At 35.2% G+C, this 15,382-nt stretch carries 13 protein-coding genes; 2 read left to right on the top strand and 11 right to left on the bottom strand.

Going from position 1 to position 15,382, the window contains the following annotated elements; all coding sequences use genetic code 11:
* Window positions 1–22 precede the first annotated feature (22 nt).
* A complete protein-coding gene (locus tag JHL15_RS06625; protein ID WP_200244377.1) occupies window positions 23–1,210 on the top strand; it encodes a Pycsar system effector family protein in 1,188 nt (395 codons plus the stop codon).
* Between the two features lie 19 nt (window positions 1,211–1,229).
* Complete coding sequence (locus JHL15_RS06620) at window positions 1,230–2,153, top strand: bestrophin family protein (RefSeq protein WP_200244375.1); 924 nt, start codon at window positions 1,230–1,232, stop codon at window positions 2,151–2,153.
* 2 nt (window positions 2,154–2,155) lie between these two features.
* Here JHL15_RS06620 and JHL15_RS06615 read toward each other — a convergent pair whose 3' ends face one another.
* From JHL15_RS06615 to nuoF, 11 genes are all read right to left on the bottom strand, one after another.
* Window positions 2,156–4,456 carry a ligand-binding sensor domain-containing protein gene (locus JHL15_RS06615; protein WP_200244373.1) on the bottom strand — a complete coding sequence of 767 codons (2,301 nt, stop codon included), beginning with the start codon at window positions 4,454–4,456 and terminating at the stop codon, window positions 2,156–2,158.
* 74 nt (window positions 4,457–4,530) lie between these two features.
* The gene (locus tag JHL15_RS06610) at window positions 4,531–5,910 is read right to left on the bottom strand and encodes an NADH-quinone oxidoreductase subunit N (RefSeq protein WP_200244371.1); all 1,380 of its coding nucleotides are present in this window, start codon (window positions 5,908–5,910) and stop codon (window positions 4,531–4,533) included.
* A 136-nt stretch (window positions 5,911–6,046) separates the two neighbouring features.
* Window positions 6,047–7,540 (bottom strand): complex I subunit 4 family protein, encoded by a 1,494-nt coding sequence (locus JHL15_RS06605; RefSeq protein WP_200244369.1) that lies wholly within the window; start codon window positions 7,538–7,540, stop codon window positions 6,047–6,049.
* Window positions 7,540–9,453 carry an NADH-quinone oxidoreductase subunit L gene (nuoL, locus tag JHL15_RS06600; protein WP_200244367.1) on the bottom strand — a complete coding sequence of 638 codons (1,914 nt, stop codon included), beginning with the start codon at window positions 9,451–9,453 and terminating at the stop codon, window positions 7,540–7,542. The genes JHL15_RS06605 and nuoL overlap by 1 nt, the downstream gene beginning before the upstream one ends.
* A 3-nt stretch (window positions 9,454–9,456) precedes the next feature.
* Window positions 9,457–9,786, bottom strand: coding sequence for an NADH-quinone oxidoreductase subunit NuoK (gene nuoK / locus JHL15_RS06595; protein WP_089029005.1), 330 nt, complete (start codon window positions 9,784–9,786; stop codon window positions 9,457–9,459).
* A 4-nt stretch (window positions 9,787–9,790) separates the two neighbouring features.
* Window positions 9,791–10,288: an NADH-quinone oxidoreductase subunit J family protein gene (locus JHL15_RS06590; protein ID WP_200244365.1), complete on the bottom strand. Its 498-nt coding sequence runs from the start codon at window positions 10,286–10,288 to the stop codon at window positions 9,791–9,793.
* Window positions 10,288–10,845 (bottom strand): NuoI/complex I 23 kDa subunit family protein, encoded by a 558-nt coding sequence (locus JHL15_RS06585; protein ID WP_200244363.1) that lies wholly within the window; start codon window positions 10,843–10,845, stop codon window positions 10,288–10,290. Before JHL15_RS06585 ends, JHL15_RS06590 begins: the two co-directional genes overlap by 1 nt.
* Before the next feature lie 60 nt (window positions 10,846–10,905).
* Window positions 10,906–11,967, bottom strand: a complete 1,062-nt coding sequence (nuoH, locus tag JHL15_RS06580) for an NADH-quinone oxidoreductase subunit NuoH (protein WP_200244361.1) — start codon at window positions 11,965–11,967, stop codon at window positions 10,906–10,908.
* Between the two features lie 118 nt (window positions 11,968–12,085).
* Window positions 12,086–13,084: a 2Fe-2S iron-sulfur cluster-binding protein gene (locus JHL15_RS06575; protein ID WP_200244360.1), complete on the bottom strand. Its 999-nt coding sequence runs from the start codon at window positions 13,082–13,084 to the stop codon at window positions 12,086–12,088.
* A 43-nt stretch (window positions 13,085–13,127) separates the two neighbouring features.
* Window positions 13,128–14,009: a hypothetical protein gene (locus tag JHL15_RS06570; protein ID WP_200244358.1), complete on the bottom strand. Its 882-nt coding sequence runs from the start codon at window positions 14,007–14,009 to the stop codon at window positions 13,128–13,130.
* A gap of 6 nt (window positions 14,010–14,015) precedes the next feature.
* Window positions 14,016–15,374, bottom strand: a complete 1,359-nt coding sequence (gene nuoF / locus JHL15_RS06565) for an NADH-quinone oxidoreductase subunit NuoF (protein ID WP_200244356.1) — start codon at window positions 15,372–15,374, stop codon at window positions 14,016–14,018.
* Between the last annotated feature and the right edge of the window lie 8 nt (window positions 15,375–15,382).

Raw genomic sequence — 15,382 nt, 5'->3', positions numbered from 1 at the left:
TTACATTAACAAAAATTCAGTAATGGATATTTTACAAAAAGCTAAAAATTATGTTGAAATCTTATTCAAAGATAAGTTATCTTCGGTATATTTCTATCATAATTTTATTCATACCACATACACGGTTAATAAGGCCGAAGAAATAATGAGAAATACACCGGTTTCCAAGGAGGACCAGGAGAAGGTGATATTGGCACTTTGGTTTCATGATACCGGTTACATCGAATGTGCTAAAGATCATGAGGAGAAAGGGGTTGAGATTTTGAAAAATTTTCTCACCAATGAAAATTATCCGGAAAATTACATTGAAGATGTTTCTAAGCTGATCCTGGCAACAAAGATCAATTATGAGCCCCAGAACTTATTGGAAAAAATAGCAAAAGATGCTGATTGCAGCCATTTTGCCAGCCACGATTATAATGACATTTCTGATGCATTGCGAAAAGAATGGGAATTGACTAATGTGCGATGCTTTTCAAATGATGAATGGAATGCAGGGAATCTTGATATGCTTAAAAATAAGCACCATTATTATACGGATTATGCCAAAGAAAATTGGGATCCTTTAAAGAAAAAGAACATTAAGAAGATCGAAAAGAAGTTGGAAAAAGAAGAGGAGAAGAAAGAAAATACGGAGGTTAAGGATAATAAAAAAGAACCTAAAGAACCAAAGGAACCTAAGTCGGATAGAAGTGTAGATACACTTTTCAGAGTTACCTTAAATAATCACACCCGATTAAGTGATATTGCGGATAGTAAGGCGAATATCTTACTTTCTGTAAATGCAATTATTATTTCAGTCTGTTTGTCTGTATTGGTTCCAAAATTAGATGCTCCTAAAAATGCACATTTGATCATTCCAAGTTTTCTTTTGTTGATCTCCAGTGTAATGACCATCATTTTCGCCATATTATCGACAAAGCCAAATGTGACAAAGACCAGATTTACCAATCAGGATATCCAGAACAGAAAAGTAAATCTTTTATTCTTTGGGAATTTTCATCAGATGATCTTCGACGATTATCATAATGCAATGAAGGATCTTATTAAAGACAGAGATTACATTTATGATTCTATGGTAAAGGATTTATATTATCTGGGAAAGGTTTTAGATAGAAAGTATAAACTTTTATCCATTACCTATCAGATTTTTATGGCTGGAATTATTATTTCTGTACTTTCTTTTGCATTTGCATTCCTTACACTGTAATTTTTTAAAATAGCAGGATATGATTGTTAGACAGCGTACCAATTGGCTGAAAATGTTATTTATATGGCGAGGTTCAGTGTTGAAGAAAATAATTGTTCAGCTTATTACGATTACGTTGTTTTCAATTGGAGTCTATTTTTTTAAAGGAAAAATATATGACTATAAAGTTCATTTAAACCCTACTATTTTTACGTTAATAGGTTTAGCTCTGGCCATTTTTATGGGATTCTGCAATTCAGCGAGTTATGACCGTTTCTGGGAAGGACGAAAGCTTTGGGGTTTATTAGTAATAGAAACAAGGTCACTTACCAGACAAATCTTCTCTTTTGTTGATGATTCTTCAAGTCAGACATTGGACGAAAAAAGGGAGATTGTAAAAATGATCTCTGCTTTTTCATGGTCTTTAAATTATCAGTTGCGTGATAAATCTGGAACAGAACATCTTACTAGGTTACTTTCCCCGGAACAAGTGGAACAGCTGAAAAACAAGAAATTCATTCCAAGTATTATTTTAGGTTTTATAGCAGACTGGCTAAAAGAACAGAATAGAAAAGGAAATATCGATACGATTGTAATGACTTCGATGGATCAGCAGCTCAATCAATTTTCCAACATTTCAGGGGGGTGCGAAAGAATTTATAATACGCCACTACCTTTTGCTTACAGCGTTCTTCTCCATCGTACCGTATACCTTTATTGTTTCTGGCTGCCATTTGGATTAGTAGACAGCCTGGGGTGGATGATGCCGTTGATCGTGTTATTAATCAGCTATACTTTTATTGCTTTGGATGCGATAATTCAGGAGATCGGAGAACCATTTGGAGAAGAGGAAAATGACCTTGCATTGAATAGCATTTGCCGAACAATTGAGTTTTCTATTTTTGAGCAGGCAGGAATTCCACAAAATGAGTTAAAGAAACCAGATACTTATTTTGTAGATTAATTCTATACAATAGATACCCTTAATGCTAATAATCCGGTGATCCCTTGTAGATCTTCCACTTTTAAGAATTCAATATCAGACTGAAGAATGTCTTTTTTCTGAAGTTTGTTGATGTATTGCAAATATTCTTTCTGGTTTTCCATTCCAAAATAAACGATTGTTATTTTACCAGGACAGGTTATTCTTTCTGTGGAATTCTTGATATGAGCCTTATCTATTCTCTTTTTAATGATCTCATAATAAGAATTGTAAGCTCCATCCACATCAAAGCGTTTTTCGTCCATTCGGAAACGGATATCTATCTTTTCATTATAGACAAAGATTAGTGAGGCAATATCCAAAGGAATAGGAAGATCTTTCTTAAAAGTCTGAATTTCCTGCTCCATTTTACAGACAGTCTTTAATTGCCAATATCTCAGCTGATGAACTACTTTAGATGTATAATGAAGATCCGGTGATATATTTTGACCTGTAAATAGATTATGCTCAACACCATCCGACTTAAATCTTTCGTAGTAATGAGGAAAGATCAATTGAGCCTTAACCTGGCTTTCATCAAGCATGTCCGCAAGCTTTCTGTTGATGAGTGTAATGGAATCATCCAGGCTTTTTCTGCTGTTATAAAACAAGCCGGTTTGGATAAAAACCTGATCAAAGTAGTCTGATATTTTTGCTTTTATCTCTTTTGGTGTTCTTACCTCCAGTTCACCCTGGAGATAGGGATGAATCTCATCGCGTAATAATCTTTGGAAACGTTGTTCTGTATCCGCCTTTATTTCGTTATTTAATTCATTTTCAAAAATTTCCAGAGCCAGCAGATATTTTTCAGAATCTGAATTGATTAATGAGAAAATATCATGCAGACATTCAATTTGTTTATTAAGGTCTTCCAGCATCAGGTTAAATCGTTTTTCGGAGGAAGAACGGATATCGGAGAACCCAAATAAAGGGGTAAGATTTTTGAAAGAGATCTGTTTTAAAGTATATATTTTTTTGGCTAATGAAGCATTAAAATACTTCTCTGCTTCATTCCTGAATTTCCATACTACACTATCATGAATGGAAGTGTATTCCCTTTGAATAATAGCTTCAATCTGATAGTTCTTTTCGAAGCTGAATCGGTTAAGGGAGAAGAGGATCATATCTGTGAAAAACTCAAGTCTTTTTAGCTTCAATCCATTTAAACTATTGGGAATGGGTGACGTAAATTCCATAATGGCCAGTAATTCATTATCTCTCATAATAGGAATTACCATGAAGCTGTTGATATTATTTTCCTTTAAAATGCTGAAAGAGGGCTGATCCTTTATTTCCTGCTCCATTTTATCAACATTCGAAATGACAATTGCTTTTGAATTATTATTTAAATTTTCAAAAGTGCTTTTGCGGGTTTCTTCGTCGAAAGTATTGATCCAGAAATCGAGAATATGATTGGTAAAAAGATTTTCATAGATAGGAATTTTTTCCAGTTTCTGATCTTTTTTATTAAAAAGCATTAATCCGAAATTAAGTTGGGCAACATCAAAATAAGATTTAAAGATCTCAATTAAATTTTCATCCGGAGCCAGGTCTTCAGGATCAATCTGTATCATGCTGGATTTGAGATCCGATAATGCAACTTCCGTTGTACAATCTACCAGTGAAATAATAGTAAACCCTTTCAAAACCCATGATTTTGGAGGGAAATATTTTTTCCAAAGTCTGAAATCGTCTAAATTTTCCAATAGCATGTCCAAAACATCATCAGTCGGTATTTGGGCCTTTTCAGTTGGATAAATATCAGTGAAATCTGAATTGACAGTGATCTTGTAATGTTTCATGATTCCCTGTTTATTAGGGATATCATAATACAAAGGCATAGTGCTTCTAATATCTTTTTTAAAATAACTCTGTACGATCAGACAGCAACAGAATACATAAAATTCATCGTCTCCAATGTTTCTAAGTTCTATTTCAAAATCTTTTCCGGCATCTTTGAGAATGTCTTTAAATCTTTCTGTATAATTAAAAGTAATTTTAGAAAGTGGAATACTTGCCGCTTTAATTTCATTATTTGTTAAGCCCGTTGGAAATAAATCTGCCAGCAAAAGCCTGATGAGTTCTTCATGTTTCTCCAATAATGAAACATCCTCAAAGCCATCTTTAAGTTCAGGGAATTTTTTTGTCTTATCAATTAAAGACTCTGCGTAATTTACCCTGTATTCCAGTCGGTCATTATATTTAATATGTTCAAGAACATCCAAATATTTTTTGAATGATATGATAACCTGAAATGGGGCGTCTTTTTTGTAAAGATTTGACAATGCTGAAAATTATAAAGTAAAGTTATAAAAAAAGCACAACTTTATGTTGTGCTTTTCTATTTTTATGTTGGTTCTTACAAACCAAATTGTTTAGCAAACATATCCGGGAACACCCCTAAAATAATAATAGAAGCAATAATTACAACTGCTACAATATTATAAGTAAGCGTTACTTTTTCCGAAGTTTTAAATGTTGTTTCTTTAAAGAAGAACATTGCAATAATTAATCTCAGGTAGTATGCAATTGAAACTGCAGAACCTAAAACAGCTACCAACACAAGGAATGCTGCTCCGTTCATTGCCTGAGAAAATAGGGCAAATTTACCCATAAAACCAGCCGTTAAAGGAACCCCTGCCATTGAAAGCATAGATATAGCTGCTACTGTTGCCAAAAGAGGTTCAGACTTAGCCAATCCTTTGAAAGCGCCGAATGAAGTTTCTCTTTTTAATTTTTCTACCCAGATCAGGCACATAAATACCCCTACAGTAGATAATGAGTAAGCAAATAAATAGAAAGCCAGATTATATGTAGAAAGACTCGTCATTCCAAAGAATACCAATCCAATGTATCCCGCATGAGAAACAGAAGAGTAAGCAAGCATTCTTTTTACATTGGTTTGAGCAAGACCCATTACGTTAGCTAAAAGAAGTGTAATGATCAGGAATACTCCAAGAACATTGATCCATTCATGAGTAACTCCCGTAAAGCCTATAGTCATCAATCTGAAAAATGCAAAAAATCCTGAGATTTTAACTACACTTGCCATGAATGCAGTGATCAGCGATGGTGAACCATAATACACATCAGGACTCCACATGTGGAAAGGAGCTAATGCAACTTTAAATGCCAATGCACATAACATCAGGATAACTCCAAGAATAAACATTACATTCTTAGGGTTAGCTGCTCCGAAATCATGAATTTTATATAAGTCAAAAGTCCCTGCACTACCATAGATGAATGTAATCCCGAATAATAAGAATCCAGTTGCAAATGCACCCATCAGGAAGTATTTTATAGAAGCTTCGTTTGATCTTAAATCAGTTTTATTGGCACCTGCCATTACATATAATGGGATAGAAAGAATTTCAATACCTAAGAACAACGTTACTAAATTCTGGTAACCAAAAAGAATAATACCACCACATAATGCAAATAACATTAATGCATATAATTCTGACTGGTGGCTACGATGGTTGCTGAATGCAAAACCTCCCAAAAAGAACAACAGTAAAGTCGTTACAATTGAGATCTTTGTGAATAGGGCAGTATTAGCGCCATACTCATACATATGTCTGTAATGTTCGAAAAATGAACATTCAGGCAGGAAGCTAACATATAATGCAATGATCAGCCCCAAAATCCCAATGTACCTTGCGAATTTCCCTTGTTCAAAAACTCCTGAAAATAACGCAGCAACTGCAGTTAGGAAAACAATAATTAAAACACTCATAACTTATATTTGAGATTTGAGATTGGAAGTTCAACGTTACCGTTTATGTCAGGGAGTAAAGGTGCAAAGTTGGTCTTTGTCTTTGTTTCCCGCTTCTAATCTCTTAATTCTTTAATCTTTTAAATTTTTAAATCTTTTAATTGGCCATTGCCGTATAGATAAACTTCAACGAACTACTCACCATTTCGATGATCGGCTGAGGGAAAATACCAAGTACAATCACAAAAACCGCTAAACTTGCCAATACGGAAAACTCTACTCCTGAAAGATCTTTTGCTGTACTTAATACTGCTTCATCTCCCTTTCCAAACATCGCTTTTCCATAAAATCTTAATAAATAAACTGCAGAAAGAATGATCGTTAAACCTGCAATAACAGCAGCTAATACATTGAAATCGAAAATAGATTTAATCAAAATAAATTCTCCGATAAATCCATTGGTTAATGGAACTCCCATTGAGCCTAAAAGGATAAGTAAAAATAACACGGCAAATTTAGGAGCTACTTTCGCTAAACCTCCCATTTGTCTGATATCTCTTGATTTAAATCTCTTATATAGAATATCTGCACAATAGAATAAACCGACTACATTGATACCGTGAGCAAAAGTTTGTACTAAAGCACCTTCAGCACCCTCAGTAGTAAAAGTTCCTCTAAGCGTAATAACAGCAGAAGCAAAAATACCTGCAACCATTAATCCAACGTGAGAAAAAGATGAATAAGCAATGATTCTCTTCATATCATTCTGAATGATGGCGATCAATGCTCCATGCAGAATTCCTACAATTGCCAGAATGATCACAATCTGTCCCGAAATTCCCATGATAGGAATCGGAGTGATTGGTAATAAATAACGGATAACTCCATACACTGCCATTTTCAACATGATCCCTGATAACAACATCGATCCTTGAGTAGGAGAGTAGGTATACGTATCAGGCTGCCATGTATGGAATGGAAATATGGGTAATTTCACTGCAAATGCGAAGAAGATGAACCAAAATACTACTGTTTGCTGTGTTGCATTAAGTGAAGCATTGTATAGATCTGTTAACGCAAATGATGCAGAGTGATTGTAAACATAAATCAATCCTGCCAACATAAACAATGATCCTACAAATGTATATACGAAGAACTTCGTTGTAAATTCAAATCTTTTATTTTCCTGACCCCAAAGCCCGGCAATAAACCAGATCGGAATTAACGTTACTTCCCAGAAAATATAGAATAATAAACCATCTAAAGATGTGAAAACTCCAACAAGTCCAAACTGCATCAACAGAATCAGACCGTAAAAGGAATTTTTGTAATTTACATTTTCATTAAATGCCGATAAAATAATTAAAGGCGAAAGAATATTGGTCAATAACAAAAGTAACATACTCATTCCGTCAATACCGAAATGAAGTGAACTTTTGATAAATTGTGACCAAGGATAATTGATCTCATGCTGCAATACACTATCTACAGTCGGAGTAAAATCGAAATCCGAAAGTATATAAAATGTAAGAAGCATTTGTACCAATGCAATTCCTAACGCCAAATATTTGCTGGATTGATTTTTCCAGGCAAAAACTAATCCCGAACCTACTAGAGGTAATAGTAATAATGTTAATAATAAACCAGACATTATTGTAATATAAAGTTAACAATCAGTATAATTCCCACCGCTAAAGACATGATAAGAATGTATGTCTCAACATTTCCGTTTTGAATACGTTTCATAGATCTTCCGCTATCTTCGGCACCTTCACCTACGAAATCTACAAAACGATCTAGAACACCCTTATCAAACATTTTACCTCCACGTCCTAATCCTTCAACAGTTTTTACAATCAATGCATTGTAAAGCTCGTCAATATATAATTTTTTAGCAGAAAGCTTTTCCCATCCAGTATAACTTTCTTCCGGTAAAGCTCTTTTTTGCTTATTCACATAAGTATTTTTAACAATAAACCACACAGAGAAGAACATCACAACGGTTGCTCCTAAAAGTATCATTTCAGTATTAAAATCAACTCCTGAAAGCGTTGCTTCCATTTGCTTGAAACTTTCTTCAGTAAGTACCGGTTTTAACCACTCCATTAATTTTGCATAATGACCGTGACCGATAAAGTGTGGCAAATTAATGAAACCTCCGATTACAGACAGAATAGCCAATACTACTAATGGTAACGTCATGTTCATTGGACTTTCATGTAAATGATGTTTTTGCTCTTCCGTACCTCTGAACTCTCCATGGAAAGTTAAATAGTACAATCTGAACATATATGTAGCTGTAATAGCTGCTAAGATAAATAGCATTACCCAATAGATCGGGTTTTTAGCAAATGCAGCGACTAAAATTTCATCTTTAGAAATCATCCCTGATAATAAAGGGAATCCAGAGATTGCTAATGTTCCGATAAGGAAAGTAGCATGAGTAATAGGAATTACTTTTTTAAGTCCACCCATAAAACGCATATCCTGTTCATTGCTCATTGCATGGATTACAGAACCAGCACCTAAGAACAATAAAGCCTTAAAGAACGCGTGTGTCATTACGTGGAACATAGCTGTTGTATAAGCTCCTAATCCTAAAGCAATGAACATAAATCCAAGTTGTGAAACTGTAGAATAAGCCAATACTTTTTTGATATCGTTTTGACGAAGTGCATAGAAACCAGCTAATGCTGCGGTTAAGAATCCTATTAATAGAATTCCACCCTGAACTGTAGGAGCTAAAGTAAATAAGAAATTAGATCTTACTACCAAATAGATCCCGGCAGTAACCATAGTTGCTGCGTGAATTAATGCAGAAACAGGCGTTGGTCCAGCCATTGCGTCCGGTAACCATGTATATAAAGGAACCTGAGCAGACTTACCAGTTGCACCGATAAATAAACTCGCCGTAATAAAGATAATTACAGTTCCGTCTAATTCAAATTTTGAAGAGTTTTGTGCTACCGAAAGGAAATCAATAGCATTGGTTTGAGAAGCGATCATAAAGATACCGATCAATAAACCAAGGTCACCAATTCTGTTCATGATAAAAGCTTTTCTTGCTGCTTTACCATATTCTTCGTTTGTGAACCAGAATCCGATCAATAAATAAGAACATAAACCTACACCTTCCCATCCGATGAACAGGATCAGGTAATTGCTTCCCATTACTAAAAGTAACATAGAGAAGATAAAAAGATTCAGATAAGTAAAGAACTTATAGAAACCTTTATCGTGGCTCATATATCCGATAGAGTATAAGTGGATCAAAGATCCGATACCTGTAATGATCATGATCATCATTAAAGACAACTGATCGATCTGGAAACCAAAGTTAACCTGAACTCCATTTACTCTAAACCATTCAAAAGCTTTTACGATAATGGGCTGACTTTCAGAATTGAAATTCATGAAAATACTTACTGCAATACAGAACGATGCGAAAACCGCTGCTGTTGCTAATCCTCCAACGAATATCTTTGGAAGGTTTTTCCCGAACAAACCGTTAATAAGAAAGCCTAAAAGTGGTAAAAGTATTATTGCATACACTAAATTTTCCATTCTTTATCCTCTTAATTTATTAAATATACTAACATCTACAGAACGGGTATTTCTATATAGCATAGCAATAATTGCCAAACCTACCGCTACTTCCGCAGCAGCAACCACCATAATGAAGAAAACTAAAAGTTGTCCATCGCTATTTCCTTTATATGCTGAAAATGCAGCTAATAAAAGATTTGCAGAATTGAGCATAAGCTCTACACAACCCAAAATAACAATAGCGTTTTTTCTCAATAATACTCCTAATACTCCCAAACTGAATAATACCGAAGAGAGGATGATGAAATAATTTAGAGGGACGCTTTGTATAAATGTATTTACTTCTCCCATAATTTTATAAATCTTTTTTACCGATTAATACCGCACCTACAATACCTGCCAAAATAAGGATGGATGCAAGCTCAAACGGTAAGACATATTCATTAAACAAAAGTTTACCCAGATTTTTAGTAAGACCAACCCCTCTGTCTACATTCTCTACGACAATGTGGTTGTCCTGTACCCCTCTGAATACTCCTAAAATACCAATCAATAACAGACCGGCTGTAAAAACTCCAATAAACTTTAAAGTATTGTTCTTCTTACTTTCGTCTTCTTTATTAAGATTAAGCATCATTAGAATATAAAGGAACAATACCATGATTGCTCCGGCATACACTATGATCTGAATAATTGCTAGAAACTGAGCATTCAAAAGAATGTACATTCCGGCAATTGAAAACATTGTAACAATTAATGACAAAATAGCATGTAAAGGATTTTTTGCAAATACGAAGTATACTGCACTTGCCACCGCTAAAAAAGCCACCAAGAAAAATAAAAACTGATCCATTATTTTACCGCATTTTTTTGTTTCTCGGATTGTCTTGCTGTGATGTCAATCCTTTCATTTATCTTTTCAACTAATTTATCCTTTCCATAGATAAAAGAACCTCTGTTTGTTTCCACATCCACTAATCTATCCGTTAAATAGATTGCAGATTTTGGACAGGCCTCTTCACACATACCACAGAAAATACATCTTAGCATATTGATTTCATATACAGAAGCATACTTCTCTTCTCTGTATAGATTTTTTTCTTCTTTTGTTCTTTCCGCAGCAGTCATGGTAATGGCTTCTGCAGGACATGCAACTGCACATAATCCACAAGCGGTACATCTTTCTCTTCCTTCTTCATCTCTCTTAAGGACATGATGACCTCTCCATACCTTAGCTCTTGGCTTTTGTACTTCAGGATACGAGTAAACTGCAGGAGCACCTTTTACTACGGTTCTTACAGCATGCTTGAATGTAATCCCCATACCTTTGAAAATCGCCGGTAAGTAGATTTTCTCAGCAAGGGTCATTTCTTTATTAGAAACAACTTTTGATCTGTTAGTAAGTTTCATTTATTGTAATTTTTTTAGGCTGAATTGATGTTCAGCATTAAAAATATATTCTTATCTCTTTTAATGTCCGAATGCTAAAATTAAAGCTCCGGTAATAACAAGGTTTAAAACTGCTAATGGAATTAATGTCTTCCATCCTAAATGCATCAGCTGGTCATATCTGAATCTAGGAAGTGTCCATCTGATCCACATAAAGATCAGAATTCCGATGATCGTCTTACCTAAAAAGGCAGCGATACTTATAATTCCAGCAATGTTTTCACCCCAGTTTTGAGTTACCCATTCAATTCCAGGATAGTTATAACCTCCAAAGAATAGAACAACCATAAACGCATTTGAAATAAACATGTTTACATATTCTCCAAACATGTATAATCCCAGCTTCATTGATGAGTATTCCGTAGAATATCCTGTTACCAATTCAGATTCACACTCAGGTAAATCGAAAGGGTGTCTGTTGGTTTCTGCCAAAGCAGCAACCATAAAAATAAGGAAAGCTAATGGCTGATAGAAAATATTCCAGTTCATTCCATCGATATGGATAAGTCCCCATAATTTTCCTGTAGTCTGAGTTTCAGTAATTACTTTTAAATCTAAACTTCCTGTCATCATAATGATAGAAAGTAATGCTAATCCCATTGCCAATTCATAAGAGATCATCTGAGAAGAAGCACGAATAGCACCCAATAGTGAATACTTGTTATTTGAAGCCCAACCTCCGATCATGATTCCATAAACACCGATAGAAGCCATTCCGATAATGAAAAGTACCCCAACATCGATGTTAGCTACCTGTAGATCGTACGACATTCCACCAATATTTAAGCTTTTTCCCCATGGAATTACAGCTCCAGTGATCAATGAAATAAACATAACCAAAGCCGGTCCCAATACGAAAAGAAACTTTTCTGCATTGGCAGGAGTAAAGTCTTCTTTAAAGAAAAACTTTCCACCGTCAGCAAGAGGCTGCAGCAATCCGAAAGGACCTGCTCTGTTTGGTCCGATTCTGTCCTGCATAATTGAAGCTACTTTTCTTTCCGCCCAGGTAGAGTAGGCTGCTATCGTTAACGAAAGCAAGAAAAGCGCTAGTACAAGTATCAATTTAAATGTAATTAAATCCATTTTTTATGTATTTAGATATTAGAGAGATAAGAAGATGGAAGTAGGAAGACGGAACTTATAGAAACCGCATGACCAAATTTCTCATTTTCAAATTAACTCATTATCAAATTTTCAAATTTTATTTTTCGTCTTTTTCGCTGATTTCCTTTGCCATAGGATTGTCTAAAACTCTTAGTTCATCCTTAGGCTTCTCATAATGGTTAAGTGAAATCACAGAATGTCTGTCGATATGTCTAGGACCTTCAATATTCCAATCCTTTAATTTTTTTCTTTCGAAACGACACGTATCACAGATGAATTCTTCAACCTCTCCCCACTGGTCTTTTCTTGCAGTAACTCTTACCACTTCATCACCTTTCATCCAAACGACAGCTTTTCCTGAACATTTATCACATTTACATGAAGCGTTCATTGGGTTGGTAAACCAAACTCTGCTTGCAAAACGTGCTGTTCTATCTGTTAAAGCTCCCACTGGACAAACATCAATAACATTTCCAATGAAATCATTATCCAATGCTTTATTTAAATACGTAGAGATCTCTGCATGATCTCCTCTGAAAAGGATACCATGTTCTCTTGTATTGGTAAGCTGATTAGCAGTAAGTACACATCTTGCACAAAGAATACAACGGTTCATATTCAGCTTGATGTTTGGCCCAAGATCATCTGCTTCGTAAGTATTTCTTTCAAATTCAGTTCTGGTATTTTCTACACCATGTTCATAACCTAAGTCCTGAAGATGACATTCTCCAGCCTGATCACAAATCGGGCAATCTAATGGGTGGTTTACCAATAAAAATTCAGTAACCGCCTTTCTACCTTCCTGAGCTTTATCTGAAGTAAGATTTTTTACTTCCATCCCATCCATCACATTCGTTCTGCAACTTGCTACTAATTTTGGCATAGGACGAGGATCTGCTTCAGATCCCTTAGAAACTTCCACTAAACAAGTTCTGCATCTTCCTCCACTGGTTTCCAGCTTGCTGTAGTAGCACATTGCAGGAGGTACAGATTTTCCACCGATTTGTCTGGCAGCTTCCAAAATAGAAGTTCCAGGCAAAACTTCAGTAGTTTGTCCGTCTATAGTTATTTTGAATTTTTTAACCTCTTCGCTCATATTTTATGCTTTCGCTTATGCTTGTAAGGCGTTAAGCTATATTTTAATTATACTTCTTCGTGTTAAATGTATACCCAACTCCGGCAAGAACCTGTCCGAAAACAAAATCCTGTCTGGCTTTATCTGGTTTATTATTTAATGTGGTTTTAATGTCCCACATATTAATATATCCTGCTTTACCTTCTAATCTGATCATCCAGTTTTTCCAGAAAACCAGGTTAAGACTGGATCTTATATCAGTTCCCATACCAGCCACATGAAAACGGTCACTTCTTTCATTACCGAAAAGTCTTACATTACTTTTTGGAAACATTACACCAAGTCCCGCTCCATAAGACCATACCAAATCAATATTTTTCTTGTGAATAAGGTTTTGGTATTTTTCAAGACCTAAATTTTCATAATTAAGACCATCTGTATGTTCGAAAGTAAGAAATTTTTCATCTGCTAAATTTACCTGTCCGTTTTGTACCATTGCCGCATATTCAGGATCCGAAATATGTCCTTTAAAGCCAACAGTCTGATTCTGATCCATCACATATTTCATATGATCAATACCCAGAACAAGCGCCAAATTATCTTTAATAAAATAACCTGCTCTAAAGTTGTATTGTACTACGGTAAACCAACCTGGATTCACGTAAACAATACCAAATTTTGTAGGTCTGTCCTGTGCTGATACATTATTCAACTGAAAATTATAACCATTTCCTGAGAAATTGATATCAGAATTACTGAAAGCAGCTCTGTTCCACCCGAAAAAGACAAACATCTGACCCTTTTTGCTTAAAGGCATAGGTTTTTCTTTCTTTTTAATAGGAGCCGGAGTTACAGTTAGTAAATCAGATTGCAAAGAGTCATTTTTAGTTTTTTGTGCAAACACAAAATTTGAGATAACTAAACTAACAACTAATAACTTTTTCATTTGTAACTACGCATTATTTTCAACAACAGGAATAGGATCTGCATAATTTGCCAATCCATAATTTTGAGTTAAACATAACTCAGGATTTTTAATATGCCATTCAAATTCATCTCTGAAATGACGTATAGCCGCTGCAACAGGCCAAGCTGCCGCATCTCCTAAAGGACAAATTGTATTTCCTTCAATTTTTCTCTGGATATCCCAAAGTAAATCGATGTCTTCCATTTTACCCTGTCCGTTTTCAATCTTCTTTAAAATTTTGTACATCCATCCTGTCCCTTCACGACACGGAGTACATTGTCCACAGCTTTCGTGATTATAGAATCTTGCCAATGTCATGGTATGTTCTACAATACACTGGTCTTCATCCAAAACAATAAAACCTCCTGAACCCATCATCGTTCCGGTAGCAAAACCACCATCAGCTAAGGATTCATAATTCATATATCTTGGTTCGCCGTTTACAGTTCTTAATAATAGGTTAGCCGGAACGATAGGAACAGAACTACCACCTGGGATACAGGCTTTTAATTTTTTTCCATTCGGAATACCACCACAATATTCATCAGAATAAATGAATTCTTCAACGGTAATTGTCATATCGATTTCATACACTCCAGGTTTGTTGATATTTCCGCAAGCAGAAATCAATTTAGTACCTGTAGATCTTCCAACACCTATTTTAGCAAATTCAGCTCCGGTAATATTTATGATAGGAACCACTGCTGCGATAGACTCAACATTGTTTACCACTGTTGGTCTTTCCCAAAGTCCTTTTACAGCAGGGAATGGTGGTTTTAATCTTGGGTTACCTCTTTTACCTTCCAGGGATTCAAGCAACGCAGTCTCTTCACCACAGATATAAGCTCCACCACCTCTTTGAACGTAGATTTCACAATCGAAACCTGTTCCGAGAATATTTTTACCTAAAAATCCAGCTGCTTTAGCCTCTTCAATAGCTTCTTCTAAAATATCAGGAATCCATGAATACTCCCCACGGATGTAGATATAAGAAACATTTGAACCTAAACAGAAAGAAGAGATAAGCATTCCTTCGATCAATAAATGAGGAATAAATTCCATCAAATATCTGTCTTTAAATGTTCCTGGTTCAGATTCATCCGCATTTACTACAAGGTGTCTTGGAACGCCTTCCGGTTTTGCCAAAAAGCTCCATTTCATTCCTGTAGGAAACCCTGCACCACCACGACCACGAAGTCCTGAAGTTTTTACTTCTTCTAAAATATCATCGGGTGTCATCTTCAAGGCTTTTTCTGCTGCTTCGTAACCTCCCTGTTTACGGTAAGTTTCGAAATAGCGGATGCCTTCTACATGTGCGTCTTTAAGTAAAAGTTTTTTACTCATTGTTATTT

Source organism: Chryseobacterium paridis, from assembly GCF_016595215.1.
Lineage (GTDB): Bacteria > Bacteroidota > Bacteroidia > Flavobacteriales > Weeksellaceae > Chryseobacterium > Chryseobacterium paridis.
The sequence above is the reverse complement of the archived record's forward strand: the minus strand, read 5'-3'. Positions and strand labels throughout refer to the sequence as shown.

What these genes read in the sequence shown, in the direction of transcription:
- JHL15_RS06625 (WP_200244377.1), top strand. Translation starts at nt 23, where the DNA reads ATGGATATTTTACAAAAAGCTAAAAATTATGTTGAAATCTTATTCAAA.
- JHL15_RS06620 (WP_200244375.1), top strand. Translation starts at nt 1,230, where the DNA reads ATGATTGTTAGACAGCGTACCAATTGGCTGAAAATGTTATTTATATGG.
- JHL15_RS06610 (WP_200244371.1), bottom strand. Translation starts at nt 5,910, where the DNA reads ATGAGTGTTTTAATTATTGTTTTCCTAACTGCAGTTGCTGCGTTATTT.
- JHL15_RS06605 (WP_200244369.1), bottom strand. Translation starts at nt 7,540, where the DNA reads ATGTCTGGTTTATTATTAACATTATTACTATTACCTCTAGTAGGTTCG.
- nuoL (WP_200244367.1), bottom strand. Translation starts at nt 9,453, where the DNA reads ATGGAAAATTTAGTGTATGCAATAATACTTTTACCACTTTTAGGCTTT.
- nuoK (WP_089029005.1), bottom strand. Translation starts at nt 9,786, where the DNA reads ATGGGAGAAGTAAATACATTTATACAAAGCGTCCCTCTAAATTATTTC.
- JHL15_RS06590 (WP_200244365.1), bottom strand. Translation starts at nt 10,288, where the DNA reads ATGGATCAGTTTTTATTTTTCTTGGTGGCTTTTTTAGCGGTGGCAAGT.
- JHL15_RS06585 (WP_200244363.1), bottom strand. Translation starts at nt 10,845, where the DNA reads ATGAAACTTACTAACAGATCAAAAGTTGTTTCTAATAAAGAAATGACC.
- nuoH (WP_200244361.1), bottom strand. Translation starts at nt 11,967, where the DNA reads ATGGATTTAATTACATTTAAATTGATACTTGTACTAGCGCTTTTCTTG.
- JHL15_RS06575 (WP_200244360.1), bottom strand. Translation starts at nt 13,084, where the DNA reads ATGAGCGAAGAGGTTAAAAAATTCAAAATAACTATAGACGGACAAACT.
- JHL15_RS06570 (WP_200244358.1), bottom strand. Translation starts at nt 14,009, where the DNA reads ATGAAAAAGTTATTAGTTGTTAGTTTAGTTATCTCAAATTTTGTGTTT.
- nuoF (WP_200244356.1), bottom strand. Translation starts at nt 15,374, where the DNA reads ATGAGTAAAAAACTTTTACTTAAAGACGCACATGTAGAAGGCATCCGC.